This is a genomic window from Paenibacillus sp. FSL H7-0716 (assembly GCF_038002705.1).
Lineage (GTDB): Bacteria > Bacillota > Bacilli > Paenibacillales > Paenibacillaceae > Paenibacillus_AQ > Paenibacillus_AQ odorifer.
Window position 1 is genome coordinate 1 of record NZ_JBBODA010000029.1, and the last position, 25575, is coordinate 25575.

The window sequence follows — 25575 nt, forward strand, 5'->3', positions numbered from 1 at the left end:
CAGTGCAGCTATTCCTTTAGAAAAGGTTCATTTTTGCTGTTCTTCAAGCCAATAACGACTTTAGGGTCCGTTAGGTACGCAAATTTGTGCTAAAGTTGCATTTAAGGTCAACGGTGTCCGATAGTTTCTTTGGGAATGCGTAAAAGCAAGTTGATCAAATGAGGTACTCTTATAATGGAAGATCCCGTCTTCTGAACAGCTCTACTCCCAAGGAAAAGGTGAACACTCCGATCAACAGCAGCCAACTGGAGACCTGAATAATTTCCACGTTGCCCTGAACGATTTCCCCGGGTTGATAGAAGGAGAATAAGGTTAGGAAACGCAGTCCTTCAAGTTTGTCGCTTATTTTACCGAGTAGATCCAGAGTGAAAAATCCGAAGGCGATGGCGCCGGAAATTCCGAGTGCTTTTTTCTCGTCATTACATACAGAGGACACGAGAAAGGTAAGGCCGCCTACCGCAAAAAACAATAAAAACGCCACGGTATTCAGCTGAGCGAAGCGACCACTGTTAAAGTCATATTCACTGCCAAGGAACCATGCTTTACCTAATAATCCGGCGAGGGTAGTTACACCCATAATTAAGAGTAATGCTGTAGTGAGAACAAGTGCCTGCGTGGTAGCGACTTTTCTCCGTGTAGTTGGGGCTATGAGCAGATAAGCCATGGAACCGCGATCCACGAGTCGAGCCATAAGCTGCGTTGACATTTGCACACAAACTATGGAAAGAATCAGAACTAGTATAAGTCCATAATATTCTCCGGAGATAAAAGCTTCAGCACTGGTAAATCCGCTATTTAATCCAAAGGCTTTACCCACACCCTCTGGCATCGCCTTAATAAGGTCATCAATTGCTTGTGTACTCCCCGCAATCCCAGGATAAAGCCAGATCATAAACAGAATATAGAAGGCAGAACCAAAGGCGTAGTTCAATATGCCTTTCAGGTTCACTCGCATCATTTCCTTATAGAGCGGAAGATTCATTGCACTGCCCCCTCGCGGTCATAATAGTCCATGAAGATGTCCTCCAGATTCTGCGTGAATACGTCGATGCTGCGGACATTGTATTTTCCAGTTTCGCGGATGAATCGGTCATAATTGCCCTGCACAGCTATGCGGACCCTATTTCCCTCATGAGCTTCCACTTGTAGGCCGGAGGCGGCAAAATTCACTGCATCTTCACTATTCGCAAAAATGACCTCAAACAGCTTCCGTTGCATCGATTGCAGTTCATGAATATTTTTTACGGTGATAATCCGTCCGTCTTTAATAATTGCGGCGCGGTCACAGGTGCGTTCAATTTCCTGAAAGCTGTGTGAGGACATGAGAAAGGTGGTTCCGGCTGATTTTTCCTCCAGTACCAGATCAATAAATACTTTTTGCATAAGCGGGTCGAGTCCCGAGGTGGGTTCATCCAGAATAATAACTTCAGGATTGTGCATAAAAGCAGCGACGATTCCGACCTTTTGCTTCATTCCCTTTGACATTTTTCGGATCGGAGTGGTGGCATCAAATTGAAAACGTTCAATCAGTTGCTCGCGTTTGGTAGTATTTTTGATGCCCTGCATGGCTGATATGAATTTAAGGAAAGAAAGGCCCGTCATCCCATCAAAAAAGTTGATTTCACCGGGTAAGTAGCCGATATGCTTCTGGACTGTCCCTTGTGCCTTCCATACATCAAGCCCATGGATACTCGCATGCCCTTGATCTGGTTTCATAAAACCCATGATATGCCGTATGGTCGTCGATTTACCCGCACCGTTAGGACCTAGAAATCCAAAAACCTCGCCTTTATTTACGGTAAATGTTACATCTTCGATTCCTTTGCCATTCGAAAATCGTTTAGTTAAGCCTTCTACAACCAGCATGCCGCCACCCCCGCCGCGAAATAATGAACTAATATGAAATGAATATTTCATATGTTATATTATTCCTAGTGGTTAATGAAGTCAATATAATTATGAAATAATTGAAATGAAATATTTCATTAAATTTGAATATACATACTTAATAACGAAGTTAGGGTGGAAGCTATGAATGGATTTGAGAAGAGAGCAGCACAGATTAAACTCAAAATTATGAAAACTACCATGGAGATGCTTAAGAACTGGGAACCGAAACGTCTACGGATCGCTGATATTGCGAAAGAAGCAGGGGTCTCTCAGGTGACGATTTATAATTATTTTGGCAGTAAGGAAGCGCTGCTTAGTGAGTCTTTTAAGGACTTTGTTCAGAAGGAAATTCAGGAATTTGAAGATTATATTTATCAAGAGCATTCTCTAAAGGAGATTATTGGTTACATTCTAACCATGGAAAGGGAAACTTACAGCGGTTTATCTCCCGCAACTGTGAAAGAGCTTATGGTTGAGGATCAAGAAATGTTCCATTATATTGAGGAACGATATGCAAATGACATTTTACCGGTGCTGGTGAAGATGGTCGAGGATGGGAAAGCGCGGGGAGAAATCTCAAATAAAGTATCCACCAAAGGGATACTTTCACTAATGGGAATGTATATGCGTAATGCGGGTGAACTTCTAGACGAAGCTAGCAGACAGGAAGATATGGATGCCTTCATCGAGGAAGCCATCCATATTTTCTTCTATGGCATTTGCGGGAAAGAGTAAGGGGAGCTTGAGCTGCGAGAGCATCTCCCTTAATTGATCAGGTGAACAGCGGATTTCCAATCATGCCGACCCAAAGAGCGGATTGTTCAAGCTGGGCAGCAAGCTGAAGCAGCAAATCTTCACGGCCTTTGTTCGCCATGACTTGAACGCCTAACGGCAGGCCAGTTGCTGACTTATGGACGGGCACACTCATTGCTGGCTGGCCTGTCAGATTTGCGAGCTGGGTGAACGGTGTATAGGTTAGGCTTGGCTCAAACATCTCGTAAATTAAGCGGCTCTGTTCTTCTTTTGGCAATTCGTTTACGTGCAGCAGCTTTGCTATCTCTGCAGGTTTATGCGTTAATTCACCAATTTTGGGAGCAGAGTTTGCATTCGTAGGGGTTATATATAAGTCGTAATGATTAAACAGTTCCGCCATTTGGGCGGCTGCAACGTCCCATTCATCCAGACTATGTACGAATTCGGCCGCTGAAACATTTTTTCCGGTCTCACCAAGGACCCACGTAATGATATCGACATCGTCAGCAGTTATGGAACGTCCCATATTTCTCTCCAGGGAGACGAACATGGCTGCTACCTCTCCGGCATTCATCGTATAGTAGTTCTCCATCAGTCTTGTGCCATTCACAGGACTCTCTATCTCTTCAACCGCATGTCCTTCAGTTTCGAGCCATTTCACGGTTTTGAGTACAGCATTTACGGCCTCTTCAGAGACAGACGTACCTACTGGGGAAGCAGTCGTAAATCCAATTCGTAGTTTACGTTGCGTAGGCTTTAACAGATCATCCAGATATACGCCCGGATATAACGGGGTCTGGAAGGCGGCTTCCGGCTGCACAACCTGCAGCAGATCTAACATAGCAGCGCTATCGCGGACGGACCGGGTTAAGGCAAAATCAATAGAAGCCCCTTGCCATTGACGGCCGGCTCCGGGTCCTACTGGTGTGCGCCCGCGCGTGGGTTTAAGTCCGAATAGGCCTGTGAATGAGGCGGGAATACGGATGGAGCCACCACCATCACTGGCTCCCGCTACTGGAACGATACCAGAAGCTACAGCCGCCGCGGCTCCGCCACTTGAACCTCCAGGAGAATATTCGAGATTCCAAGGATTACGAGCAGGGCCATGGAGGACATTCTCTGTAATGTTCTTTAAGCCGAACTCGGGTGTATTCGTATGTCCAAGTGGAATAAAGCCGGCTTTCCTAATCCGTGCAACATAATTTGAATCCCACCGTGCGACATTGTTCTTCATCAGCATAGCCCCACAAGTGATGGGCTCGCCAGCGATAGATTGGGAAATATCTTTTAATAAAAATGGAACGCCAGCAAACGGCCGAGTGTTATCCTGAACAGGCATCTCGTCGGCTTCTCTAAGAGCAGCTTCACGACGGGTGCGCACCACCGCATTTATGACTGGATTGACCTCATCTAACCGAGCGAAGGCGGCTTCGACCAGCTCACGAGGTGAAATTTCACGTGCTTTGACAAGTGAAGCAAGTCCTAGAGCGTCATAGGTAGAGTAAGAAAAGGACAAAATAGATACCCACTTTCAATTTAGGATGATTATTATATTATACATCCCATTAGTTATTTTTTGAAAATGGGTAATCTGACATCTATCAATTCTTTTTTACGTCATATTAGGCTATACTTAGTGTTAAATGATTTTATGGGGTGTACTGATGAACGAAGAGAAATATCAGAATGTGGATGGATTAATGGAGGCTTTCCAACAATTCGCTAGAATGAATTGGCGTAAAACCACGATTTGGGGCTTGAAGCCAAGTGAGGTCCGGATGTTGGTTTCTTTAAAGCTTGGTAAAGAACGGGAAGGGAAGAAGGGACAGACGGTTTCGGAGATTAGCAAGTTTCTGAAAGTCACCTCTCCTACGGTTACCCAAATGCTCAATAGTCTGATTGCACAAGGATATGTGGTGCGTACTTCTGATGCACAGGATCGCCGAGTTAGTGAAATTACGCTTACGGAAAAAGGGGAGCATCTAGCTGAGATGGCTGTAACGAAATCCCGGAATACCTTTAAAGGTATGATCGATTACATGGGCAAAGAACAGACGGATACGTTAATGGAGCTGTTAAACGGAGTCTATGTTTACTTCGAAGAATTGAACGATCAACCCAACGAATCCTAGCCCTTCTTATAAAAAAGAGATGCCGCACAGCCTAAGCTGTTTACGGACATCTCTAATGTAAGTTTATTTGTAATTAATGTGCAGCAGGCACAGATTTTTCGAGTTTTTTACTCCCGTTTTTATCCTCTGCGTGTGCCTCCATTTTTTTCTCTCCACTACGTAATGGAATCTCTTTAAGGAACAGAACGAGAAGTGCTGCGATAACTAACAGTGCCGTACCACTTAAGAACACAACTGTCAGGGAATCGCTCAGTGCGTTCCGCAGCATCTCAATCAATTGATTGAAGAGCGGCTGGATTTGCTCTGGCAGTGTTGCATGCAATTCTTTAAGCTTAGGCTGATCTAGCAGCATTTGAGGATTCATAAAGGCAGAAAGCTGTTTAGCGGATTCAGGATCAAGTTTGGATAAATCCGGACCTTTGCCAGAGGACACCGCTGCCTCTAATTTTTTCGTTAATGAGGAGTTCATAATGGTACCCATGATGGCAATACCTATGGTTCCACCTAAATTACGGAATAAAGTATTTGTAGCAGTAGCAACACCTAGCATTGAAGGTGCTACAGCATTTTGTACGGTTAGTGTAAATACAGGCATCGATAGTCCTAACCCAACCCCGAAGATAATCATGCTGACTACAGCAGTAGCAATGTTACTCATAAAGGCCATTAGTATCATAGCTACAACCATGAATGGCATCCCCATTAGAGCATAACGTTTATATTTTCCTGTTTTGGAGATCCATCTTCCCACTAAAGTACTTAGTACAATCATAGTAAGTGACATTGGCATATTGATGAAACCAGATTTAGTTGGGGAGACGCCCTCTACCCCTTGCACGAAGAAAGGCAGGTAGATCATTGCGCCCATCATACCGGCATTCATCAGGAAGCCGACAATCATAGAGATGGATACGATGGAATTTTTAAATAAGGATAATGGCAATACTGGGCTTTTAGCTTTACGTTCAATCAGAATCAGGATAATCAGACCCAGAATGGAAGCCCCAAACAAGCCGAGAATCTCCGGAGAACCCCAGTCATATTTTGTTCCCGCCCAAGAAAAGCCCAGCAGGAGCGCAACGATGGTCAGGGAAAGGAAAATGGAGCCTAAGTAGTCGATGGACTCAGATGTAGAACGCGTTGTTTTAGGGAACATTTTCAAAATCATAAAGAAGGCCACGATACCGAAAGGTAAGAAGATCCAGAAGATCCATTTCCAAGCCATGTGATCTACCATGAATCCGCCAAGGGTAGGACCAATTACGCTGGAGAAACCAAATATCGCCATCATAATTCCAGTCCACTTGGCTCTCTCTCTTGGAGCGAACAAATCACCTACAGCGGTTACGGTAGCCGACATTAGAATCCCGCCGCCTAGACCTTGTATCCCGCGATAAGTGATCATTTGAAAAATGTTGGTCGACAATCCGGATAGGAAAGCACCTATAATAAAAATGACAATCCCTGATAACAGGAAGGGCTTTCTTCCGTAAATATCGGATAATTTACCGACAAGTACGGTGGCGATGGTTGAGGTGAGCATGTAGATGGTAATTACCCAGGTATAATGTTCAATGCCTCCAAGCATCGCAATAATTCGGGGCATTGCTGTGCCCACAATCGTCTGGTTGATTGCTGCGAAAAACATAGCCGCCATTAAAGCAATCATAATTGTAACTTTCTTTTTCTGAGTGAGATGCTCCAGAGCAGTTCCTCTCCTTTAACTTCTATATATTGTAGTTTGGGAATTCATGTCGTGATAATTAGGTAGCCAAACTATCATTTATGTATAATACACAAATTCATCAATTAGCACAACAGGTTAATTATTAAATTTTAATTTAAAGAGAATTTGAATTTGACTTGATTTTTTGGGAATAGGTAAGTAATCTAATTAGATTGAGGTATATTGGAGGTGCCCTATGGATACCCATGACAATCAAGAGCAGAAGCTTATCATAGCCCTTGAAAATATAAAGCGTCTGACTGCTCGCCCCTACTCGATTGATGTAGTATCGTATAGAGAGTTTGTTATGATGTACGTCATTCACACTGTAATGAAGCAAAAGAAAGCGGCTGAAGGTGACAAGCAGCACCGGGGAGTTATGATTTCTAAATTAAGTGACCTGCTCCAGATAAGTAGACCTACTGCCACGCAAATGGCAAATACTTTGGAGGAGAAAGGTTATGTAGTGCGTACAACATCCGATACAGATCGTCGGGTCGTATATATCTGTCTGAGTGAGCTTGGAGAGCAGATTTATAGCAGGCAGATGGCATCCTATTCCGGCATTTTGAGTGAAATCACGCAAAAGGTCGGTAAGGAAGAGATCGACCAGCTGATCTTTTTGTGCGATCGTTTTCAAGAAGCGGTGCATGAGGTCAGAAGCCGTCATTTTTTTCCACAGTCGGATGAGGAGCCATTAGTTATAGATTCAGTATAGAAAGCCAACATCAAAAGATATTCCTGCAGACCAGCGGGAACATCTTTTTTTGCATCTTAGAGCAAGGAGTGATTATCATCAGAATATTAGCAATTAGTGACCTTCACGGAAGTTATGTAGAATTCAATGCCCTGTTATCAAAAGTGAATTATCGCCCAGCGGAGGATAAGCTTATTTTAATGGGAGATTATGTGGATAGAGGTCTGGACAGTAAAGGAATTGTGGAGCAAGTGATGACTCTGCAGCAAGAATGTGGAGCTATAGTTCTCAAAGGAAATCACGATAAAATGGCTTGCGATGCGCTCACCAGTGAAGATGATAAATTGGATACCCATTGGCTAACTAACGGCGGATTTCATACACTGATGAGTTATTGGGAGGCGGGCTACGAAGGTTTACAGAAGGATTTTGGCTGGAAGGATTATATGCAGCTAAAAGAAAAAATTAGGCGGGACTATAGACATCATATTGACTTTCTAAGCACATTGCCGCTTTATCATGAGACGGAAGAACATATTTTTGTTCATGCAGGCATTAATCCATTAATAGAGAATTGGAAACAGCAGGACCCTTATGATTTTATCTGGATTAGAGAACCCTTTTATAAGAATCCGGTAGTTAGCACTAACAAAACGGTTGTTTTCGGTCATACTTCGACGATGGATTTGCATGATTCGGAAGAAATCTGGTTTAGTCCACTGGGAGATAAAATTGGCATAGATGGCGGCTGTGCATATGGCCAACGACTAAATTGCTTGGAGATTTCCGCAGGGAAATACATAACGCACTTTGTTCGGAATGGCGAGACGCTTTGAGCGTTCTCCCATTTTTTTAAGAATAGTAATGAATTAAACGTTAACTATGTATAAAATAAAGATAGGAGGGGTGCAAATAGGTGAATGCTAACAGCAAATATCATATCCTCATGCAAGGGGCCATCAGCAAGAATGTGAGCGAAACCTGTAAGGAGTTTGGCATTTCCCGGACGATCTATTATAAGTGGTCTAAAGCTTATCAACAACATGGGATGGATGGACTTGGGGAGAAGAAAAGAAAGCCGGTAATGCCTAATAAAGTAGATAAGAGAACGGAAAGATTGATCTTGGAGTACGTCGCCAGATTTCCTGAGGATGGGCCTAAACGCATCTTTTATGAATTGCAAGATGAAGGGATGCAAATAGGGGAATCCGGTATTTATAATGTACTACGTCGAAACGGACTAAATAAACGAATAGAACGTGAAGCTTACGCCAATCAAATCAAAGCAAAGAAGAGGAATGGCGCACAATCCACTCACACTAAAGGATTTAAAGAGAAACGGAAAATATTAGATTATAAGATGAAGAATCCGATAAATGCTCATCCCGGGTATATGTGTCAGCAGAGTATTAGCTATTTGGGAGTTTTCCCGAGGGTCGGAAAGGTATATCAATATGTAATTTATGATGCCTACTCCAGACTAGGTCTAGTTAAGCTATACAATCGGAAATCTACCATTCATTTTATAGATTTTATGCATCTGAAAGTTCTCCCATTGATGAAGACACTAGATTTTCATATCGATAATCTGGTTACGAACAAAAGCCGTGAATTCATTACGAACTGGGACAGAGGAAAACATAAATATAGTGAATTTTTACATAAGAACAATATTAATCAAGTAGCTATAACGGTAGACCAAACAGAGATATTTCAGCCCTTGCAGCAATTTGCGGCGGTGTTGAGCAAAGAATTCTACCAGCAGGCTTGGGCAGATGATACGATAGAGTCTTTTGAAATTTTAGAAAAGCGCTTACATGAATACTTGAGAACCTACAACTTCAACAGGCAAATTACAGACGGACCTAATCAAGGTAAAATACCATCGGATGTCGCACTTGCCTATACGGGACAACGAGAAACTTTGCCATTATGGTTATTTACAAGGAGATAACGGATGATGACAAACACGAAGAATAAAGACCGAATTGGAATCATCGGTGCAGGGATTTCTGGGGTTACGGCTGCTTACGAATTAGCGAAAAAAGGATATACCAACATTACCCTCATGGAGAAGTCGGATAGAGTAGGAGGAAAGTGTCATTCTATTGAGTACAAAGGAAAAAGTTATGAAATGGGGACGCTAATCGGCCTGCCTACCTATAAACATACGATGGATTTAATGAGAGATTTTGATCTGATGGATAGGGGACCCTTGTTAGAACGTGGATTTTTTGATAATAATGGGAGAAAAACTTCACAGATTCCCATGGAGCAGATAGAGGCGTTTACACAGGAATTCAAACGACTGCCGGATATTCTAAAACGCTATGAGTCTCTCCAAGAACCGGGTTTTCTCCATTTACCACCAGATTTATGTCAGCCATTTTCACAGTGGTGTGTAGAGAATAAGCTGTCTGTCCTTGAGCAGGTCTACATGCATTATTTTAATACTTTTGGATTTGGTAGTATCCATAATGTGCCCGCTGCATATGTGTTGAAATTTCTAAGCTATGATAATCTGTTGTCGTTTATTGAAATTACTCATATGATAACCTGGCCTAAGGGTGTTACTGAGCTGATTGGACGAATGGCCGACCAAGTAAACGATCTACGCCTGACATGTGAAGTGCTTTTTATGGAGCAAGAGCAAGATGGGCAGGTTCGAGTAGAGACGAGTCAGGACATCTTTTATTTTGACAAGGTCATTTATACAGCAGCTTTAGAGCAAATGGGCGATACAGTTAGCCTGTCAAGTGAGGACAAAACCTTATTAGCGAATATAACGTATGAATGGTTTAGGGTATATGCGTATAGAGTGAAGGGGTTGCCGGAGCTTTCTGGCTATATCCCCCGGAATATGTACCCTGAACGTAAAGGGCATATGATGGCATGGTACTATCGGTGGGCAGATATGGGAACTACGGATCTAGTTACGGTTTATGTAGCAGAGAATGAAGCTATGACTGATCTGGAAATGCGAGAGACGGTAGAAAATAAACTTCGCGAGCTGGGCGGAGAGAGCATTCGACTGTATATGATGAAGCGTTGGAGGCATTTCCCACATGTGGATTCTAGTGCGCTACATGAGGGGTTTTATGAACGGGTTGATCAGATGCAGGGGAAAAACAATATCTATTTAGCTGGAGAAATCATGAACTTCCCTACACTTGAGAATTGTATTATATACGCGAAACACTTGGTTGAACGATTCTTTTGAATAACATTAAAGAGGAACCTTGTCCACAAAGAAATTTGTCGACAAGGTTTTTTTACATTCAAGTTAGGTTTGCAGTATATAGTTCTGTAGGCATGTATTCTAATAGATTACTCAGAAGAAAGGTAGAAAGTTTGGCGGATTCTAGTGCTCTAGTTGTGTAAACTCAACTTGAAATGAAACTAAAAAAACACTGATAAATCAACGTTTTAAGCGATTTGATCGTTCAAAGAGGGATGTACTATATTGGACCTGAGACACAGATTATATACACCAAACTACAAGGAGGAGTAAAACATGTTTTTATTTGAATCGATTCCCTGGTACTCTGCGCTAATGTGGTTAGTAGTACTAGCAGGATTAATGTTTGTAAATGAAATCGCACGGAAGAGCAAGTGGTTCTCAATCATTCTGTTTATAGTTGTCCCTATTGTTCTTACCATAGCGGTCTGGCCGAATACGGCAGGCGAAGGCTCCAGTACTGGAACATGGTTTCACTGGGTAAAAGTATATTCTGCTTTGGCAGGATGTATAGGGTTTATGGCTATCCGTTATGTTAAAGGATGGGACAAAAATAAATATATATTAATGTTCCCGGCTATTATCCTTGCAGTTAACATTCTTGAAGCAGTTATTCGTGATTTCCAAGTGTACAGCTTGCAAGGTATGGTGGATGGCGTAATGATGGTAGGTGGTCCTTGGAACATTATGAACGGGATCGCAGGTATTCTGAACATTATTACGATTTCTGGTTGGATGGGTATTGTGATCAGTAAAGATAAGAGTAAAGATATGTTGTGGCCTGACCAGCTTTGGTTCTGGATCATTGCTTATGACATTTGGAACTTTGCCTATGTATATAATGCAGTTTCTGATCATTCCTTCTATGCAGGTGCAGCATTGTTGATCTCTTGTACCATCCCGGCGTTCTTCTTTAAAAAAGGGGCATGGCTGCAGCATCGTGCACAGACTTTGGCGATTTGGATGATGTTTACGATGTCGTTCCCGGCGTTTGTTGGCGAGTCAAAGTTCTCTGTACAATCCTCTCATAGTGAAACCGCTCTGTGGATAGTAAGTGCATTATCTTTAGCTGCTAATATTGCAGTGTTTGGTTATCATTTCTATAAAATCATCAAGCATAAACGCAATCCGCTTAAAGAGGAAGTTTATACTGATTTAGCTGCTTATAAAGCTATTGCAGAGGGTGCGAATTAATAGAGACATTATAGTAATAGTGCTAGAGGTTCCTCCTGCTTAAAGGGTGGAACTTCTTTTTGTGAATAATTAAAGTTCTAATTATCAGTGCCCCATATCCGCCCGCTGCTGCGCACGAAATGTTTTCCTTTTTATACAAAGCAAAAGACAGGTCAGTAATAAGACACATAATAAAGTTGCCGTATACGTGAAATTGCTGTTCCAAAACACTATCTGAATATTCATTAATGAGTGAACGCCGATCACGAAAAATAAATTTCGGGTTAAGATATAGAGTAGAGCGAATATAATGCCTAGAATTAGAAGCATGATAAAATCATAAACAAACTCCATTCCAACTAATCCTGAGTAAATCCGGTTTGGGATATGTATGGCGGCAAAGATCGATTGTGAAATCAGCATTGCAGAGATCATCCGTGTAGTTTTATTGTTGATTTTTTTTAAGTATAGATAGATTTGAACGAGCAGGAAGCCGCGAAATAAGATTTCTTCCAATAAAGCATTTCCGAAGATTTGACCTAGAATTTCACCGGAAACTAAATTTGAATGGCTGAAGATAGCATTGTTAAGTGTTAGCTTTGAGTGATTCAGGTGTACCATACACAAATCTACTATATTTATAGCGAGCCAAAACAGAAAGGTACCCAGCAGTCCGGCTCGTAATTTTTCTATTTTTAACCCAAAATCCCGGGGCGAAACTTTAGCTATCAGAATCAAAAAAATAATTACTTCTAAGAGAAGCCCAACTAGATTGGCAGCTAACGTTTCATTGATCCAGTGGTTTGTGTTTTTGGCAATAAAACTTAAATATCCATGCTCAAAAAGGATGAGATTAACCGCAAGAGTAAAGATAATATGCATAAAAATGAGGCTCGCTATAAAAAGGTAGTGTGTAGGCTTTGCTTCAAAAATCGATAATGGGTTGAACTCCTTGGAGTGAAGCATCAACGGCAGTCCTCCTGAATACAAAATATTCCAAATTAACCTTAGATTTCACTATATCCTTTTTGAGGCCAAGTTTACTGTTACAAAAATCATGTGTTATTCTTCACATTCGCCTATCCTCAGATTGACAGAAGCAAGGGCACTGGCTATACTTGAAATGTTAAAATGCAAATCGGACAAATCGTTGATGAAAATGAAGTACACCGGAGGATGGCTTGATCAGAGAAAAGGTTCCTTTACGAAACGTTTCGTAATGGCTGTGAGAACCTTGAAGACAGGCCGGTGGAAAGCTAATTTCGGAGTGTGAGATCAATGCTCACCGGGGGCGCCCGTTATCAGCCGCGACAAGGCGATCGTCTGCAATTGTCCCATTAGTGGGGTCAAGGCGATAACCAGGGTGGTACCGCGATATTAATCGTCCCTGAATTATTCAGGGGCGTTTTTTTGTTTTTATTTTTTAGGTATTTTGTAATTTCCGGTGTAAATGCCGAAGTAAAAAGATGAGACGGGAGCTGTAAATTATGAAAGCAAGTGAAATTCGTTCCAAATGGCTTAAGTTTTTTGAAAGTAAAGGTCACAAGATTGAACCAAGTGCGTCCCTCGTTCCTCACAACGATCCTTCGCTTCTATGGATCAATGCGGGTATGGCCCCTTTGAAAGTATACTTCGATGGCCGGGAGGTTCCAGAAAATCCGCGCCTGACTAACTCACAAAAATGTATTCGTACCAATGATATCGAGAATGTGGGTAAGACACGCCGTCACCATACATTTTTCGAGATGCTGGGTAACTTCTCCATCGGCGATTATTTCAAAGAAGAAGCTATCACATGGGCTTGGGAGTTCCTAACCGGCAAAGAGTGGATCGGCTTTGACCCGGAACGTATTTCCGTAACGGTGTACGCAGAGGATGAAGAGGCATTTAAGCTGTGGAATGAAAAGGTTGGCCTGCCTGCTGAACGCATCATTAAGCTGGGCGACGATAATTTCTGGGATATTGGCGAAGGCCCATGCGGTCCTTGCTCGGAAATCTTTTATGACCGCGGTGAAGCTTACGGCAGTGATATGAGCGATCCGGAAATGTATCCAGGTGGAGAAAATGAACGCTGGTTAGAAGTATGGAACCTGGTGTTCTCACAATTCAACCATAACAAGGATGGCAGCTATACGCCGCTTCCGAATAAAAACATTGATACAGGTGCTGGTTTGGAGCGTTTTGCATCCATTCTACAGGATGTAGATTCCAACTTCGACACTGATTTGTTCCAACCTATTATTCAAAAGACAGCACAGCTCGCGGGTGTAACTTATAAAGATAACGTTGAGCAGGATATCGCGCTTAAAGTAATCGCTGACCATGTGCGTACCGTTACTTTTGCAGTAGGGGATGGAGTACTTCCTTCTAATGAAGGACGCGGTTATATTATCCGCCGTTTGCTTCGCCGTGCTGTTCGGTACGGAAAGACCTTGGGTCTGGATCGTCCATTCTTGTATGAGCTGACTGAAACCGTTGGCGAAATTATGGGTGTCTACTATCCATCCGTTGTGGACAACCGCGAATATATCGCAAAGATTATTCGTACTGAAGAAGAACGTTTCCACGAAACATTGTCTGACGGATTGGCTATTTTGGGTGAGATCAGTGCTAAAGCAAAAGCAGAGGGTCTCAGCAACATTGCTGGAGCCGATGCCTTTAAGTTATATGATACTTATGGATTCCCATTTGACCTGACCGAAGATTTCGCAGCGGAGCAAGGTTTAACTGTAGACCGAGAAGGTTTTGATGCGGCTATGCAGGAACAACGTGACCGCGCGAGAGCTGCACGTCATGATGGCGGCAGCATGAAGATCCAGGGAGGCGCACTAGCAGACCTGACGGTTAAAAGTGAATTTGTTGGATATAATGACTCGGTAACAGAGTCGAAAATCCTGGCTATTGTTGTGGGTGATGAATTGGTAGATGTCGCCGGTGAAGGCACAGAATGCCAAGTTATTCTTGAAGCAACACCGTTCTATGCTGAGAGCGGCGGACAAGTAAGTGACACGGGTGTGCTTACTGGGGGTTCAGTTACAGCTAAGGTAAAGGGACTCTTTAAAGCTCCACACGGCCAACACGTACATTTGGTAACTGTGGAAGCGGGAGAATTGAAAGTGGGCGAATCCGTTCGCGCGGAAGTGGATCGTGCGGAGCGTGAAGATATCGTGAAGAACCACACAGCTACCCATTTATTGCACAAAGCGCTTAAAGAAGTTCTTGGCGGGCATGTTAATCAAGCTGGATCTTTAGTAGAAGGTGCTCGTTTGCGGTTTGACTTCTCCCATTTTGGAGCGATTACTCCAGAAGAATTGAGCGATATCGAATATCGCGTGAATGCACAAATCTGGCGCGGTTTAGATGTAGTGATTGAGAACAAGCCGATTGATGAAGCTAAAGCAATGGGAGCAATGGCACTCTTTGGTGAAAAATACGGTAATATCGTCCGTGTCGTTCAAGTGGGCGATTACAGCCTGGAGCTTTGCGGAGGTTGTCATGTATCCAACACGTCGCAAATCGGAATTTTCAAGCTGCTTAGCGAAAGTGGTATTGGCTCCGGAGTGCGCCGCATCGAGGCGGTTACCGGACGTTACGCTTACCAGTTCACTGAAAGTCAGCTAGATTTGCTCAAACAATCAGCGGGCCTTCTTAAGTCTTCTCTAAATGACGTTCCGAAACGGATCGAAGCGCTGCATAACCAGGTGCGTGAGCTTTCGCGTGAGAATGAGTCCTTGCAATCCAAGCTGAGTGCTACTTTTGCTGCTGAACTTACAAGCAGTGTGAAGACAGTTGGCGCAGGTACGCAGCTCCTGGCTGTTGCTGTTCAAGCAGGCAATATGGATGCTTTGCGTTCCACAGCGGATGAATTGAAATCCAAGCTTCCGGATGCAGTGCTTGTATTAGGTGCGGCGATGGATGATAAGGTGAACTTTGTAGTATCTGTACCACAAGACCTTGTGAAGAAAGGTTTCCACGCTGGTAAACTCGTTAAAGAAATTGCAGCGGTTTGCGGCGGTGGTGGCGGTGGGCGTCCAGATATGGCGCAAGCCGGCGGTAAAGATGCTTCTAAGCTAAGCGAAGCATTGGCAAAGGCTGAAGAATTGGTAGCTTCCTTAGCCTAAGTTAAAATTACGAAACCATTTCTCTAACTAAACGTATTACGAGAAAACATAGCGGTACTGAGAGTTTGATATCAGTACCGCTACTCTTTATTAGCAGGATGTTAGATATTCATGAATAATTGTGCTTGACAATAGCTTAAAAGCCAAAAATATCATAATTTTTGTAGAGAAAATGCCAAAAAAAGCGTTAATAGCGGGCAGGATTTCCTCGTTGGGGCATGAATATGTTATGATAAAGGAAGCAAGCGAGCTGCACAGTAGCAACTTTGCGAAGCCGTCCCAAAAGGCGATTTTGCAGAAGGAAGGTGTCACAAATGGACTCCATGGACAAAACGGTCAAATTCAATGTGAAGGGCGACGAAAAGGAAGCTTCTCCCCAGGAAATATTGCTAGCAGTATACGATGCACTGGTGGAGAAAGAGTATCATCCGATCAATCAGATCGTAGGGTATCTTCTTTCCGGAGATCCGGCTTACATTCCGCGCCATAACAATGCGAGAAGTTTGGTCCGGAGAAAAGAACGTGATGAGCTGATTGAAGAGCTGGTTAGATTCTATCTCGTCAATCACAGGGTGGACAATCCGAAATGAAGAAGAAGTTAGGTTTAGATTATGGCGACCGTAGAATCGGTGTAGCCACAAGTGATGTTTTTGGCTGGACGGCACAAGCTCTTGAAACGATTGAGCGCCGAGGTACGGGTAATGAGTTCGAACGCATTCGTGAACTTGTTGCAGAGCACGAAATTGGAGAGATTGTAGTTGGTCTACCGAAGAATATGAACGGCTCAGTAGGACCCCGGGGCGAAATCTGTATAGAGTTCGCTGATAAGCTACGGGAAGAGTTAGAAATGCCCGTACACCTTTGGGATGAGCGTCTGACGACGGTATCCGCAGAGCGGGTGCTGATTGAAGGGGACGTCAGCCGGAAGAAACGCAAGGGGATTGTGGATAAAATGGCTGCAGCCCTGATTTTGCAAAATTTTTTGGATGCTAACAGTAAAAGGTGAGGGGTGCGAGGATATGACAAACGAACAGATTGGCCAAGAGGAAGAACCGGAAATTATCTATATTCCCGATGAGGAAGGTAATGAAGAGGAATTCGAGGTCATTATGAAGTTTGAGGTTGATGGCTCGGACGCTAAGTATATGATGGTGGTTCCGCTAGACTCCGAGGACGAGGAAACCGATGAGGTGTACGCGTTCCGTTATGTGGAAGAAGGCGACGATCTTCAATTGTTCATGATCGATAATGACGAGGAGTGGGCGATTGTCGAAGAGACTTTCAACACACTGGTCGACGAGTTGGACGGAGGATCGGAGAATGACTGAGATATCCGCTGATCAAGCGGTATGGACTTCACGGCTTAAAGAAGCATACGGAGAAACTGTAGAACTGGAAGATGAGCAAGGCAAATCTTCCATTTACGATATTATCGCCGAATTTGAAGTCGGTGATCGCGGATATGCGGTGCTGAAAGGCTCTGGCAAAGACGTGGAATATGAAATCCTGCGTATCGTTGTCTCTTCTGACGGACTTCCGGAATTGGAGAGCATTATGGACGATGAAGAGTGGGAAGACATCTCTGAGCTATACGATGAGATGACTTTTCCAGCAGATGGCGCTGAATAAAACTTAAACATGTACGTTACATTTATGATGGGCACGGAAGAGGGCGGAGAATTCCGCGCTCTTTTTGCTTGAAATGCGAGCAATATCCTATATACATCAATCTAGGAAATATATATTGAATTTTAGGCAATACACTTTTATACTTTATAGTCGGAAAGTGAGGAACCAGACTTGAAATCCGCAATCCGTACTGTGTTAATCATTATTCTTTTGCTGGTAGCAGCAGGAGGTGGGGGCGCATGGTACATTTGGAACGGGATGCAGCCGGTAGAGCCTGCAGGTCCTGCTGTAACATTTACGATAGAGAAGGGCATGGGAAGTGCGGAGATTGCTGATCTGCTTGAGCAGAATGGCATTATCCGTAAAAGTCTTTTTTTTAAGGGATATTTGAAATGGACTAAAGAAGGCTCTAGCTTCAAAGCAGGTACTTATATCGCTAAGCCGGGTGACAGCTATGATGAGCTCATTGCGAGATTAAATGCAGGTGATGTAGTTAAGGAAGAAACTGTGGTCTTTACTATCCCCGAAGGATATACTGCTGAGCAGATCGCTAAGAAGCTCGCTGAAGCCTGGAATCAGGATGCGGCTACTTTTCTTGAAATTATGGATACTGGTGCAGGTTTGAAGGGGATTGATATTCTTGGTATCCCGCAGGATAAGAATCTACGCCACCGTCTTGAAGGATATCTGTTCCCCGAAACCTATGAACTGGCCAAAGATAGCACGCCCCAGGAAGTTGTAGAAGCGCTTTTGGATCAGTTCCAGAAGAAGCTGGATACGATCCCTAACTGGCAGCAAAAGCTAGAAACGCGTGGATTGTCTCTGCATGAACTGTTGACCGTAGCTTCGCTGGTAGAGCGGGAAGTTGTGGTGGATAGTGAACGTCCGCTTGTTGCCGGTGTTATTTATAACCGCCTAAAGAAAGAGCAGAAGCTGGAGATCGACGCTACCGTTCAATATTTACTCAATAAGCAGAAGGAAAGACTTTTGTATAAAGATTTGGAAGTTGATAGTCCATATAATACGTATAAGAATATTGGACTTCCTCCGGGACCTATTAGTAATCCGGGGCTGGAGTCCATTCAGGCGGCACTCGAACCAGAAGCTTCTGAATATTACTTCTATGTGACTAAGAAAGATGGTACACAGGGCCATTTATTTGCTAAGACCTACAAGGAACATTTAGCCAATATCGAAAAAAGTAAGCAAGAATCGAAATAAACTATTAAAATGAAGAGTGGTGCGGTTGAAATAACTGTACAAGTAGGAGGTACAACATGACTAACAAACCGGAATTGCTGGTGACGGCAGCGTCCTTGGAGGAAGCTGCTGCTCTGCTGGATGCCGGAGCAGATGCGCTGCTCATTGGGGATGACCGTTTCGGAATGCGGCTTGCTGGACATTTCTCTCTGGAGGATACAGCGACTGTCTTAGAAATGGCACATTCGCGAGGCTGCAAAGTGTATGCAAGCTTGGGTGGGCTGATGTCCAACCGTCTGCTGGATGAGCTTCCTGCCTATGTGAAGGCTTTAGGTGAGCTTGGCATTGATGGTGTTGAATTCGGGGATCCAGCAGTGTTAACCACAGTGAAGAAAGAAGCGCCAGCAATGAAGCTGCACTGGAATGCGGAAATGACTTCCACCAACTATGCGACCGCGAATTATTGGGGACGCAAGGGGGCTTCTCGCGTTGTGCTGGCCCGTGAGCTGAATATGGATGAAATGACGGAAATGGTTCCGCTTTTGGAGATTGAGGCACAGGTGCAGGTTCATGGAATGACCAATATATACCATTCCAAGCGGAAGCTTGTTGAAAGCTATATGTCACATCAAGGCCGTCCTAGTGATGGAGGAAGTCTCGGGAAGGAACGCGGACTATTTCTGATTGAGGAAGAACGAGATGACCAGAAATTTCCGATTTATGAAGACGAGAACGGCACTCATATTATGAGCTCGGATGATATTTGTATTTTGGAGGATCTGCATATTCTGATGGCTGCAGGTATACACAGCCTTAAGATTGAGGGACTCTTGAAATCGATAGCGTATAATGTGACGGTTGTTAAGGCTTATCGTAAAGCTATAGATCTTTATGCGGCGGATCCGGAAGGTTATGCCTTTGATGAGGAATGGATGGATGTAATCAGAACGGTGCAGGACCCTGAACGGGAGTTAAGCTTCGGATTTTTCTATAAAGAGCAAGTATATTAAGTTTGACAAAAATAAAGAGGTTATAGGTGCCCACGAAGATTAGGTACAGCATTTATAGCATGTGACTTAGCTTTGTGGGGCGATGGAGGGGAGAACAGGATGGGAACCATGACAAAGCCGCAATATAAGGGCAAACGTTACCGTCTGGACAAACCGGAGCTCCTCGCTCCGGCTGGTAATTTGGAAAAATTGAAGTTCGCAGTACACTATGGTGCGGATGCTGTTTATATCGGAGGACAACAATACGGCTTGCGTTCCGGCGCAGATAATTTCAGCTTCGAGGAAATGCGCGAAGGTGTTGAATTCGCCAAGAAATATGGCGCTAAGGTATTTGTTGCAACAAACATTTATGCTCACAATGAAGATGTCGCGGGAATTGAAGAATACCTGCGTAACTTATATGAAGCTGGCATTGCTGCCATTATCGTAGCTGATCCAATCATTGTAGATACAGCACGCCGGTTAGTGCCTGGACTTGAAGTGCATTTGAGTACACAGCAGTCTACGTTGAACTGGCAAGCAGTGTCCTTCTGGAAAGAAGAGGGGCTTCCGCGTGTTGTTTTGGGCCGTGAGACAAGCTTGGAAGAGATTGCTGAGATTAAAAAACATGTCGACATTGAAATCGAAAGCTTCATCCACGGTGCAATGTGTTCCTCATATTCGGGTCGTTGTGTTTTGTCCAACCATTTCACCGACCGTGATTCCAATCGAGGGGGCTGTTGCCAGTCATGCCGCTGGAAATATGATTTGTTTGAGGATGCACGTCCGGAAGGGACTTGGGTGTCTGAGGAAGAGCAGGCTGAAGCGAAATCTCCAGCTCCTTTGCTTCCAGGTGTAACTCAGATTCCACTGCATCAGCAAGGAGATAATCCCTTCTCCATGGGCTCTAAGGATTTGTGTATGCTGGAAAGTATACCTGAACTGATTGAAGTGGGCATCGACAGCTTCAAGATCGAAGGACGAATGAAGTCAATCCACTATGTGGCTACTGTCGTTAATGCATATCGTAAAGCCATTGATGCTTATATGGCAGATCCGGAAGGGTATGAATTGAAGCAGGAATGGCTGGATGAGCTTAACAAAGCGGCTAACCGTCCGCTAAACACAGGATTCTTTTATGATACTCCGGATCATGAAGATCATATCTATGAGCCTGAAGAAAAAGCAGCTCCGTATGATTTTGCCGGACTTGTAATTGAATACGATGCTGAAAGTGGTACGGCACTAGTTCAACAGCGCAATCACTTTAAGCCAGGTCAGGAAGTAGAATTCTTTGGACCTAACGATACGTTCTTCAAGCAAACGGTTGGCGAAATATGGGATGAGAAAGGCAATTCGCTTGATGCCGCCCGTCACCCACTGCAGCCTATTCGTATGAAGGTAGATCAACCGGTTGCATACTTTGATATGATGCGTAAGAAGAAGTTTTAATAAAAAACAGGGAAGCCTTTGGTCATCCAAGAGCCTCCCTGTTTTTCTTTTTGACAAAGCAAACAATAAGTTATATATATTAGGGATTAACAAATATCTCCAAGAGAGGAGTTGCAGCAAGCTATTTATTATGTTTAAACATACATAGGTTAAAAGTTGTAAAAAAAGTCTCGTAAAGCTAAGGAAAAAGACCTAATACGCCGATATATATATTGGTTAACGCTTTCATGCGTATTCTAATATTAGCGGGTAGGTGATCAAGATGGGGGATCCTGATCAAGATAGTATTAGTGAAAAGCATAATGAGAGAAGGTTTAGCATGAATAAAAAGAATAAGAAATCGGCGATCACAGGAAACAAGGAAACAAGCAAGATTGAAGGGGCAGTTAAGACACCTAAGTTTAATTTGAAGAACGGGATAGATTTGCGGGGACAGATCAAAAGAGTTAATCCTATGGAATCTGTTGGCGTGAAGATATTCCTGATATTTTTGTGTGCAATTGTAATTGTGGTAATGGCACTTGGACTGCTATCTTATTCAAAAGCCAAGAAGACAATTAAGAACAACGTATCGGAAGCCTACCGTCAGACTATTATTCAGACCTCAGAAAAGCTAGATATTACTTTGAAGCAGTACGAGAACTTGGCTTTACAGCTTTATTTTGATGCGCAGATGCAAGAAGATTTGAAGTCTTTAGTGACTGCACAATCTTCCTATGAGAAATTTGAAGCTACAAGCGCAGTAAGTAAAAAGTTGTCCAGTCAGATTACAACGGATTCTAATATTCTTAGTGTTTCTTTGATCCCGGAGTCGCCTGATCAAGACATTGTTACAAGTGGCAGTGGCGGCATTAAGTTAGATAACATAAGAGAACAAGAATGGTATAAGAAGATTGTCGACAACACTGCATCTTATGAATCCTATTATTCTAAAGGTGATGGTGATGCAGCCAAGAACATATGGTTCTCGACAGCTGTTCAAGGTGATGGAGACAAAAATATTGCTATGGCAAGATCTCTCAAAACCCTGGGCTCAGGTACAGGATACATAGTCATCCTTGTGTTGAAGAATACATTGCTGGAGGAATCATTCGCAAGTGTACAGCTGGGAGATGGCTCTCGAATTCAACTGGTCACTCCTGATGGAACCGTAGTAGCTTCTTCGGATTCAAAAGACGATGGTAAACCTTCAGAGTTCGCTTTTATTCAGGCAAGTAAAAAAGAAAACAAAAGTTTGGATGAGAAGGATACAAACGGGAAAGAAATCCTCGCGGTCTTTAATCCAATGATCCGGGCGGATTGGAAGTTGGCAGGAGTAGTCCCAACAGATGAGCTAGTAAAAGAAGCACGTCCGATTCTGTTGACTACTTTTATTGCGGCTGCTGGTGCAGCTCTGCTAGCCATAGTAATCGGGATCTGGATGGTGCGTATGATTGCTCGCCCTCTAGCACGCTTGAAGGACCTTATGGTACAAGGTGCAGGTGGTGATCTAAGTGTACGTACAGAATATGTCTCTAAAGATGAAATTGGCCAGCTCTCAGCTTCCTTTAACGTGATGATGGAGCGTATTACTGAGCTTGTCTCGCAAACGACAGAAACCGCTCGGGATGTGCTGGAGACCGCTGGTGAGCTTGGTGAAGCCTCACGGAAGACAGCTATTTCTGCGAAGGAAATCGCAGCCGCTACGGAAGAAATTGCCGGTGGGGCAGGCAGTCTGGCGCTTGAAGCTGAACGAGGTAATGAGCTTACAGATGTGATAGCTACGCAAATGCAGACTGTAATATACGCCAACACTGAGATGGATGAAGCAGCACGTGGGGTTGGTGAAGCTAGTGCTCAAGGTGCTAAGCAATTAACTGACCTGCTGGATCAGACCAGCCGCACTGGAGAAAAAACAAGTGCACTTGTCGAACGTGTCAACCACCTGAAGGAGACAGTATTCTCCGTAATTAAGGTGTTGGATGTGATGAAGAGTATCACGCAACAGACGAATATTTTATCATTAAATGCGACGATAGAAGCCGCTCGTGCAGGAGAAGCTGGTAAGGGCTTCATGGTAGTTGCGGGTGAAGTGCGGCAGCTTGCTGACCAATCGAAGCAATCTATTGCCCTTGTTGCTGGAATTACGGATAAGATCATGGCGGAAATGAACGAAACGGAAGCTGTATTATCCGAAGTAGCACCACTGTTTAAAGAACAAGTAAGCTCCGTAAAGAGTACAAGTGATATCTTCCTGTCTGTAAAAGGACAGATGGATGAATTCATAACAAGCCTGGAATCGGTGACGACAGCGATTAGCAGTCTGAATCATTCGCAAGGTGTGTTGTCAGAGGCTATGGGGAACGTTAGCGCCGTAGCTGAACAATCTTCAGCAACTTCCCAAGAAGTAGCTTCACTCAGTAATGAACAGCAAAATGTAAGTGATCAACTCGTTTCATTATCTGGCAAGCTGGAAAGTGCTTCAGGTCAATTGAAGGACAAGCTGTCATTATTCACTATAAAATGAGTAGATTCATCACTAATCTCTAAATTGTTTACCTAACAAAACCGCTTCTTCAACACGAAGAGGCGGTTTGTTGTTGTGTAATGAAGAACTACACCGTATAATAACTTTGTTAGGTATTTGTTATAATTTAATAACAAGTTAGGTAAAAAGTATTAAGGAGAAGGACCAAATGAAAGGTAGACGCATCTCTGGCTGGTGGTCCGTTATCGGGGACATGAGCATGGAACGCAAGCTGCTCCTCGTCTTTTTAATTATCATTACCCTCCCGCTATCCTTCATCAGTGTATTTACCTTCAAGAGCTACTCAGAATCTATTCAGGGGAACACCATTGCTTATTCTGAGAAATTAATCGATCAAATGATGGATGGAGTAGACGATTATATCGAAGATATGAAGCGTATTTCATCTATGCCCGCCTATGTGAATGATATCAAACTTAATTTAATACGTTCGAACCGCTACCATGAGCAGAAAAAGATTATGGGAGGCGCAACCGGGAGTGCTACTTTGTCGCCCGGTGATTTTGATCTACTGTTGTCCATTCAACGGGGGATAGAGGGCAATATTTCATTTATTAACAATATTAAGCGAGGCGCGAACTCGGTTTATATTTTTGACGCTTACGGAAATGGTTATTATTCTGCGAAGGATGGTGGCGTACGGCTCGATCTCGAGCAAAGCTATAAATACTGGAGCCAGCAGACTATGGATTCCAGCGGAGAAGCATTATTGTTCGGTACTCAAGCGTATACAAGTAATCTGCAGAGCACCCGATATGCTTTTACCGTTGTTCGCAAAATCGTGGATGGCTTGTTAAATCCAATCGGGCTGATTGCGGTTGAAGCGAATATTAGTAATTTGGAGAATCAAGTTACGGAGCTGGATAAAGTCACCCATGGGAAGTCGTTGATTGTGGATGAGAAAGGAATGGTCATCTACGACAGCGACAAGAAGCTGCTGGCCACAGATATTTCTGATTCAGACTTGTTCAAAAGAGTTGGAGGCATTTCTGGAAGCTTCTATGATACAGTCAACGGAAAAGAGCGGTTGAATATTTACTCTGGCTCTACCAAAACCAATTGGAAGGTAATTATCTCTATTCCTGTTGATGTACTGATGCGTGATGTGAAGCTGACCCGTAATACAACACTTGCTGCTACATTAAGTATCATAGTACTGGCGTTAATTATTTCGATTATTCTTTCCGTTGCCCTTACTAAATCGCTGAGTCAAATGATTCAATTGATGAAAAAAGTTCAGGGTGGCGATCTGGATGTGATGTTCAGAGTTAAACGGCGTGACGAAATTGGTCTGCTGGGGCATCAATTCAATCGTATGTTAGCCCGAATCAGGCAGCTAATTCAGGATATCTACCGCATAGAAGAACAGAAAAAGGAAGCAGAGCTTCATGCGCTGCAGAGTCAAATCAATCCCCATTTTATCTATAACACACTGGAGTCCATCCGAATGACCGCCGAGCTGAATGATGATGTCGAAGCTGCGGATATGATCTCTATTCTGGGCAAACTGCTAAGGTATAGTACAAGTGATCTGAGTGGTAATACGACATTGAAGCAAGAGCTTGGATATGTGCGTAATTACGTCGAGCTGCTGAACTATCGTTATCCTAACCGTTTTTTACTGGATATCGATGTGCCAAAGTCGTTAGATAGTTACTCTATTATCAAGCTGGTCTTTCAGCCCATCATTGAGAATGCAGCTTACCATGGTTTAGATGATAATAAGCCGCAAATGCATTTAAGCATCCGCTGTGAGATTACAGAGCAAATGCTGTTGTTTCATATCAAAGACGACGGGATCGGAATGGATGAGAAGACTTTGGAGAAATTGAATGATGGGCTGCAGAACGAAAGTCCTCCCAAGAAAAGCATTAACGGGGGTATAGGCATGAAAAATGTACAGCAGCGAGTGCGTCTTCATTATGGAGCCGCATTTGGGATCCAGGTATATAGTGAGCTTGGACGAGGGACCGATGTTATTTTGTCGCTGCCATTACTGGAGCAGGAATTAATTGGCTTACCTGAGTAACGAAATAAGAGGGGGCTGT

At 43.4% G+C, this 25575-nt stretch carries 23 protein-coding genes; 18 read left to right on the forward strand and 5 right to left on the reverse strand.

Annotated elements, in window-relative coordinates:
- Positions 1-169: 169 nt before the first annotated feature.
- Both MHH60_RS25915 and MHH60_RS25920 read right to left on the reverse strand, forming a co-directional pair.
- The gene (locus MHH60_RS25915; protein ID WP_076134034.1) at positions 170-982 is read right to left on the reverse strand and encodes an ABC transporter permease subunit; all 813 of its coding nucleotides are present in this window, start codon (positions 980-982) and stop codon (positions 170-172) included.
- Positions 979-1866, reverse strand: coding sequence for an ABC transporter ATP-binding protein (locus MHH60_RS25920; protein ID WP_076134035.1), 888 nt, complete (start codon positions 1864-1866; stop codon positions 979-981). Before MHH60_RS25920 ends, MHH60_RS25915 begins: the two co-directional genes overlap by 4 nt.
- 165 nt (positions 1867-2031) lie before the next feature.
- Here MHH60_RS25920 and MHH60_RS25925 point away from each other — a divergent pair, with 165 nt between their 5' ends.
- Positions 2032-2625 carry a TetR/AcrR family transcriptional regulator gene (locus tag MHH60_RS25925; RefSeq protein WP_076134036.1) on the forward strand — a complete coding sequence of 198 codons (594 nt, stop codon included), beginning with the start codon at positions 2032-2034 and terminating at the stop codon, positions 2623-2625.
- A 37-nt stretch (positions 2626-2662) separates the two neighbouring features.
- On the opposite strand, the gene MHH60_RS25930 is transcribed toward MHH60_RS25925, so the two are convergent.
- On the reverse strand, positions 2663-4162 hold the full coding sequence (locus MHH60_RS25930; RefSeq protein WP_370511472.1) for an amidase: 1500 nt from the start codon (positions 4160-4162) through the stop codon (positions 2663-2665).
- A 145-nt stretch (positions 4163-4307) separates the two neighbouring features.
- Here MHH60_RS25930 and MHH60_RS25935 point away from each other — a divergent pair, with 145 nt between their 5' ends.
- Complete coding sequence (locus MHH60_RS25935) at positions 4308-4775, forward strand: MarR family winged helix-turn-helix transcriptional regulator (RefSeq protein ID WP_076126284.1); 468 nt, start codon at positions 4308-4310, stop codon at positions 4773-4775.
- A 73-nt stretch (positions 4776-4848) separates the two neighbouring features.
- On the opposite strand, the gene MHH60_RS25940 is transcribed toward MHH60_RS25935, so the two are convergent.
- Entirely contained in the window at positions 4849-6480 is a 1632-nt protein-coding gene (locus tag MHH60_RS25940) for an MDR family MFS transporter (RefSeq protein ID WP_081388892.1), read from the reverse strand.
- Positions 6481-6697: 217 nt separating this feature from the next.
- Between MHH60_RS25940 and MHH60_RS25945 the strand changes: the two genes are divergently transcribed.
- The 5 genes from MHH60_RS25945 (at position 6698) to MHH60_RS25965 (ending at position 11630) form a co-directional block, all read left to right on the forward strand.
- Positions 6698-7219, forward strand: coding sequence for a MarR family winged helix-turn-helix transcriptional regulator (locus MHH60_RS25945; protein ID WP_076134039.1), 522 nt, complete (start codon positions 6698-6700; stop codon positions 7217-7219).
- A 68-nt stretch (positions 7220-7287) separates the two neighbouring features.
- Positions 7288-8034 (forward strand): metallophosphoesterase family protein, encoded by a 747-nt coding sequence (locus MHH60_RS25950; RefSeq protein WP_306081843.1) that lies wholly within the window; start codon positions 7288-7290, stop codon positions 8032-8034.
- Positions 8035-8114: 80 nt separating this feature from the next.
- The gene (locus MHH60_RS25955; RefSeq protein ID WP_076134040.1) at positions 8115-9152 is read left to right on the forward strand and encodes a helix-turn-helix domain-containing protein; all 1038 of its coding nucleotides are present in this window, start codon (positions 8115-8117) and stop codon (positions 9150-9152) included.
- A gap of 3 nt (positions 9153-9155) precedes the next feature.
- Positions 9156-10418, forward strand: coding sequence for an FAD-dependent oxidoreductase (locus tag MHH60_RS25960; protein ID WP_081388893.1), 1263 nt, complete (start codon positions 9156-9158; stop codon positions 10416-10418).
- A gap of 294 nt (positions 10419-10712) precedes the next feature.
- Positions 10713-11630, forward strand: coding sequence for a DUF5692 family protein (locus MHH60_RS25965; protein WP_076134042.1), 918 nt, complete (start codon positions 10713-10715; stop codon positions 11628-11630).
- 84 nt (positions 11631-11714) lie between these two features.
- On the opposite strand, the gene MHH60_RS25970 is transcribed toward MHH60_RS25965, so the two are convergent.
- The gene (locus MHH60_RS25970; RefSeq protein WP_076134043.1) at positions 11715-12575 is read right to left on the reverse strand and encodes a CPBP family intramembrane glutamic endopeptidase; all 861 of its coding nucleotides are present in this window, start codon (positions 12573-12575) and stop codon (positions 11715-11717) included.
- Between the two features lie 157 nt (positions 12576-12732).
- Here MHH60_RS25970 and MHH60_RS25975 point away from each other — a divergent pair, with 157 nt between their 5' ends.
- The 11 genes from MHH60_RS25975 to MHH60_RS26025 all read left to right on the forward strand — a co-directional run bounded on the left by MHH60_RS25975 (position 12733) and on the right by MHH60_RS26025 (position 25556).
- Positions 12733-12882, forward strand: a complete 150-nt coding sequence (locus MHH60_RS25975) for a hypothetical protein (protein ID WP_179088335.1) — start codon at positions 12733-12735, stop codon at positions 12880-12882.
- Between the two features lie 214 nt (positions 12883-13096).
- A complete protein-coding gene (gene alaS / locus MHH60_RS25980) occupies positions 13097-15730 on the forward strand; it encodes an alanine--tRNA ligase (RefSeq protein WP_076134044.1) in 2634 nt (877 codons plus the stop codon).
- A gap of 314 nt (positions 15731-16044) precedes the next feature.
- Positions 16045-16320 carry an IreB family regulatory phosphoprotein gene (locus tag MHH60_RS25985; RefSeq protein ID WP_036675601.1) on the forward strand — a complete coding sequence of 92 codons (276 nt, stop codon included), beginning with the start codon at positions 16045-16047 and terminating at the stop codon, positions 16318-16320.
- Positions 16317-16736, forward strand: a complete 420-nt coding sequence (gene ruvX, locus MHH60_RS25990; RefSeq protein ID WP_036675598.1) for a Holliday junction resolvase RuvX — start codon at positions 16317-16319, stop codon at positions 16734-16736. The genes MHH60_RS25985 and ruvX overlap by 4 nt, the downstream gene beginning before the upstream one ends.
- 13 nt (positions 16737-16749) lie before the next feature.
- Complete coding sequence (locus MHH60_RS25995) at positions 16750-17058, forward strand: DUF1292 domain-containing protein (protein ID WP_038569507.1); 309 nt, start codon at positions 16750-16752, stop codon at positions 17056-17058.
- On the forward strand, positions 17051-17359 hold the full coding sequence (locus MHH60_RS26000; RefSeq protein WP_076104918.1) for a DUF1292 domain-containing protein: 309 nt from the start codon (positions 17051-17053) through the stop codon (positions 17357-17359). The genes MHH60_RS25995 and MHH60_RS26000 overlap by 8 nt, the downstream gene beginning before the upstream one ends.
- A gap of 171 nt (positions 17360-17530) precedes the next feature.
- Positions 17531-18580, forward strand: a complete 1050-nt coding sequence (mltG, locus tag MHH60_RS26005; protein ID WP_248547697.1) for an endolytic transglycosylase MltG — start codon at positions 17531-17533, stop codon at positions 18578-18580.
- A 56-nt stretch (positions 18581-18636) separates the two neighbouring features.
- Positions 18637-19569, forward strand: coding sequence for a peptidase U32 family protein (locus tag MHH60_RS26010; RefSeq protein ID WP_076134045.1), 933 nt, complete (start codon positions 18637-18639; stop codon positions 19567-19569).
- A gap of 99 nt (positions 19570-19668) precedes the next feature.
- The gene (locus MHH60_RS26015; RefSeq protein ID WP_036675585.1) at positions 19669-21000 is read left to right on the forward strand and encodes a peptidase U32 family protein; all 1332 of its coding nucleotides are present in this window, start codon (positions 19669-19671) and stop codon (positions 20998-21000) included.
- Between the two features lie 319 nt (positions 21001-21319).
- Positions 21320-23506, forward strand: coding sequence for a methyl-accepting chemotaxis protein (locus MHH60_RS26020; RefSeq protein WP_232061210.1), 2187 nt, complete (start codon positions 21320-21322; stop codon positions 23504-23506).
- 169 nt (positions 23507-23675) lie between these two features.
- Positions 23676-25556, forward strand: a complete 1881-nt coding sequence (locus MHH60_RS26025) for a sensor histidine kinase (RefSeq protein WP_076134047.1) — start codon at positions 23676-23678, stop codon at positions 25554-25556.
- Positions 25557-25575: the final 19 nt, after the last annotated feature.

Bases quoted from the DNA above. Each gene is read 5' to 3' on its own strand.
- MHH60_RS26020 (WP_232061210.1), top strand. From the start codon at position 21,320: ATGAATAAAAAGAATAAGAAATCGGCGATCACAGGAAACAAGGAAACA.
- MHH60_RS26000 (WP_076104918.1), top strand. From the start codon at position 17,051: ATGACTGAGATATCCGCTGATCAAGCGGTATGGACTTCACGGCTTAAA.
- ruvX (WP_036675598.1), top strand. From the start codon at position 16,317: ATGAAGAAGAAGTTAGGTTTAGATTATGGCGACCGTAGAATCGGTGTA.
- MHH60_RS25935 (WP_076126284.1), top strand. From the start codon at position 4,308: ATGAACGAAGAGAAATATCAGAATGTGGATGGATTAATGGAGGCTTTC.
- MHH60_RS25995 (WP_038569507.1), top strand. From the start codon at position 16,750: ATGACAAACGAACAGATTGGCCAAGAGGAAGAACCGGAAATTATCTAT.
- MHH60_RS25915 (WP_076134034.1), bottom strand. From the start codon at position 982: ATGAATCTTCCGCTCTATAAGGAAATGATGCGAGTGAACCTGAAAGGC.
- MHH60_RS26010 (WP_076134045.1), top strand. From the start codon at position 18,637: ATGACTAACAAACCGGAATTGCTGGTGACGGCAGCGTCCTTGGAGGAA.
- MHH60_RS25945 (WP_076134039.1), top strand. From the start codon at position 6,698: ATGGATACCCATGACAATCAAGAGCAGAAGCTTATCATAGCCCTTGAA.
- alaS (WP_076134044.1), top strand. From the start codon at position 13,097: ATGAAAGCAAGTGAAATTCGTTCCAAATGGCTTAAGTTTTTTGAAAGT.
- MHH60_RS26025 (WP_076134047.1), top strand. From the start codon at position 23,676: ATGAAAGGTAGACGCATCTCTGGCTGGTGGTCCGTTATCGGGGACATG.
- MHH60_RS25965 (WP_076134042.1), top strand. From the start codon at position 10,713: ATGTTTTTATTTGAATCGATTCCCTGGTACTCTGCGCTAATGTGGTTA.
- MHH60_RS25985 (WP_036675601.1), top strand. From the start codon at position 16,045: ATGGACTCCATGGACAAAACGGTCAAATTCAATGTGAAGGGCGACGAA.
- MHH60_RS26015 (WP_036675585.1), top strand. From the start codon at position 19,669: ATGGGAACCATGACAAAGCCGCAATATAAGGGCAAACGTTACCGTCTG.
- MHH60_RS25975 (WP_179088335.1), top strand. From the start codon at position 12,733: ATGTTAAAATGCAAATCGGACAAATCGTTGATGAAAATGAAGTACACC.
- MHH60_RS25925 (WP_076134036.1), top strand. From the start codon at position 2,032: ATGAATGGATTTGAGAAGAGAGCAGCACAGATTAAACTCAAAATTATG.
- MHH60_RS25920 (WP_076134035.1), bottom strand. From the start codon at position 1,866: ATGCTGGTTGTAGAAGGCTTAACTAAACGATTTTCGAATGGCAAAGGA.
- MHH60_RS25970 (WP_076134043.1), bottom strand. From the start codon at position 12,575: ATGCTTCACTCCAAGGAGTTCAACCCATTATCGATTTTTGAAGCAAAG.
- MHH60_RS25960 (WP_081388893.1), top strand. From the start codon at position 9,156: ATGATGACAAACACGAAGAATAAAGACCGAATTGGAATCATCGGTGCA.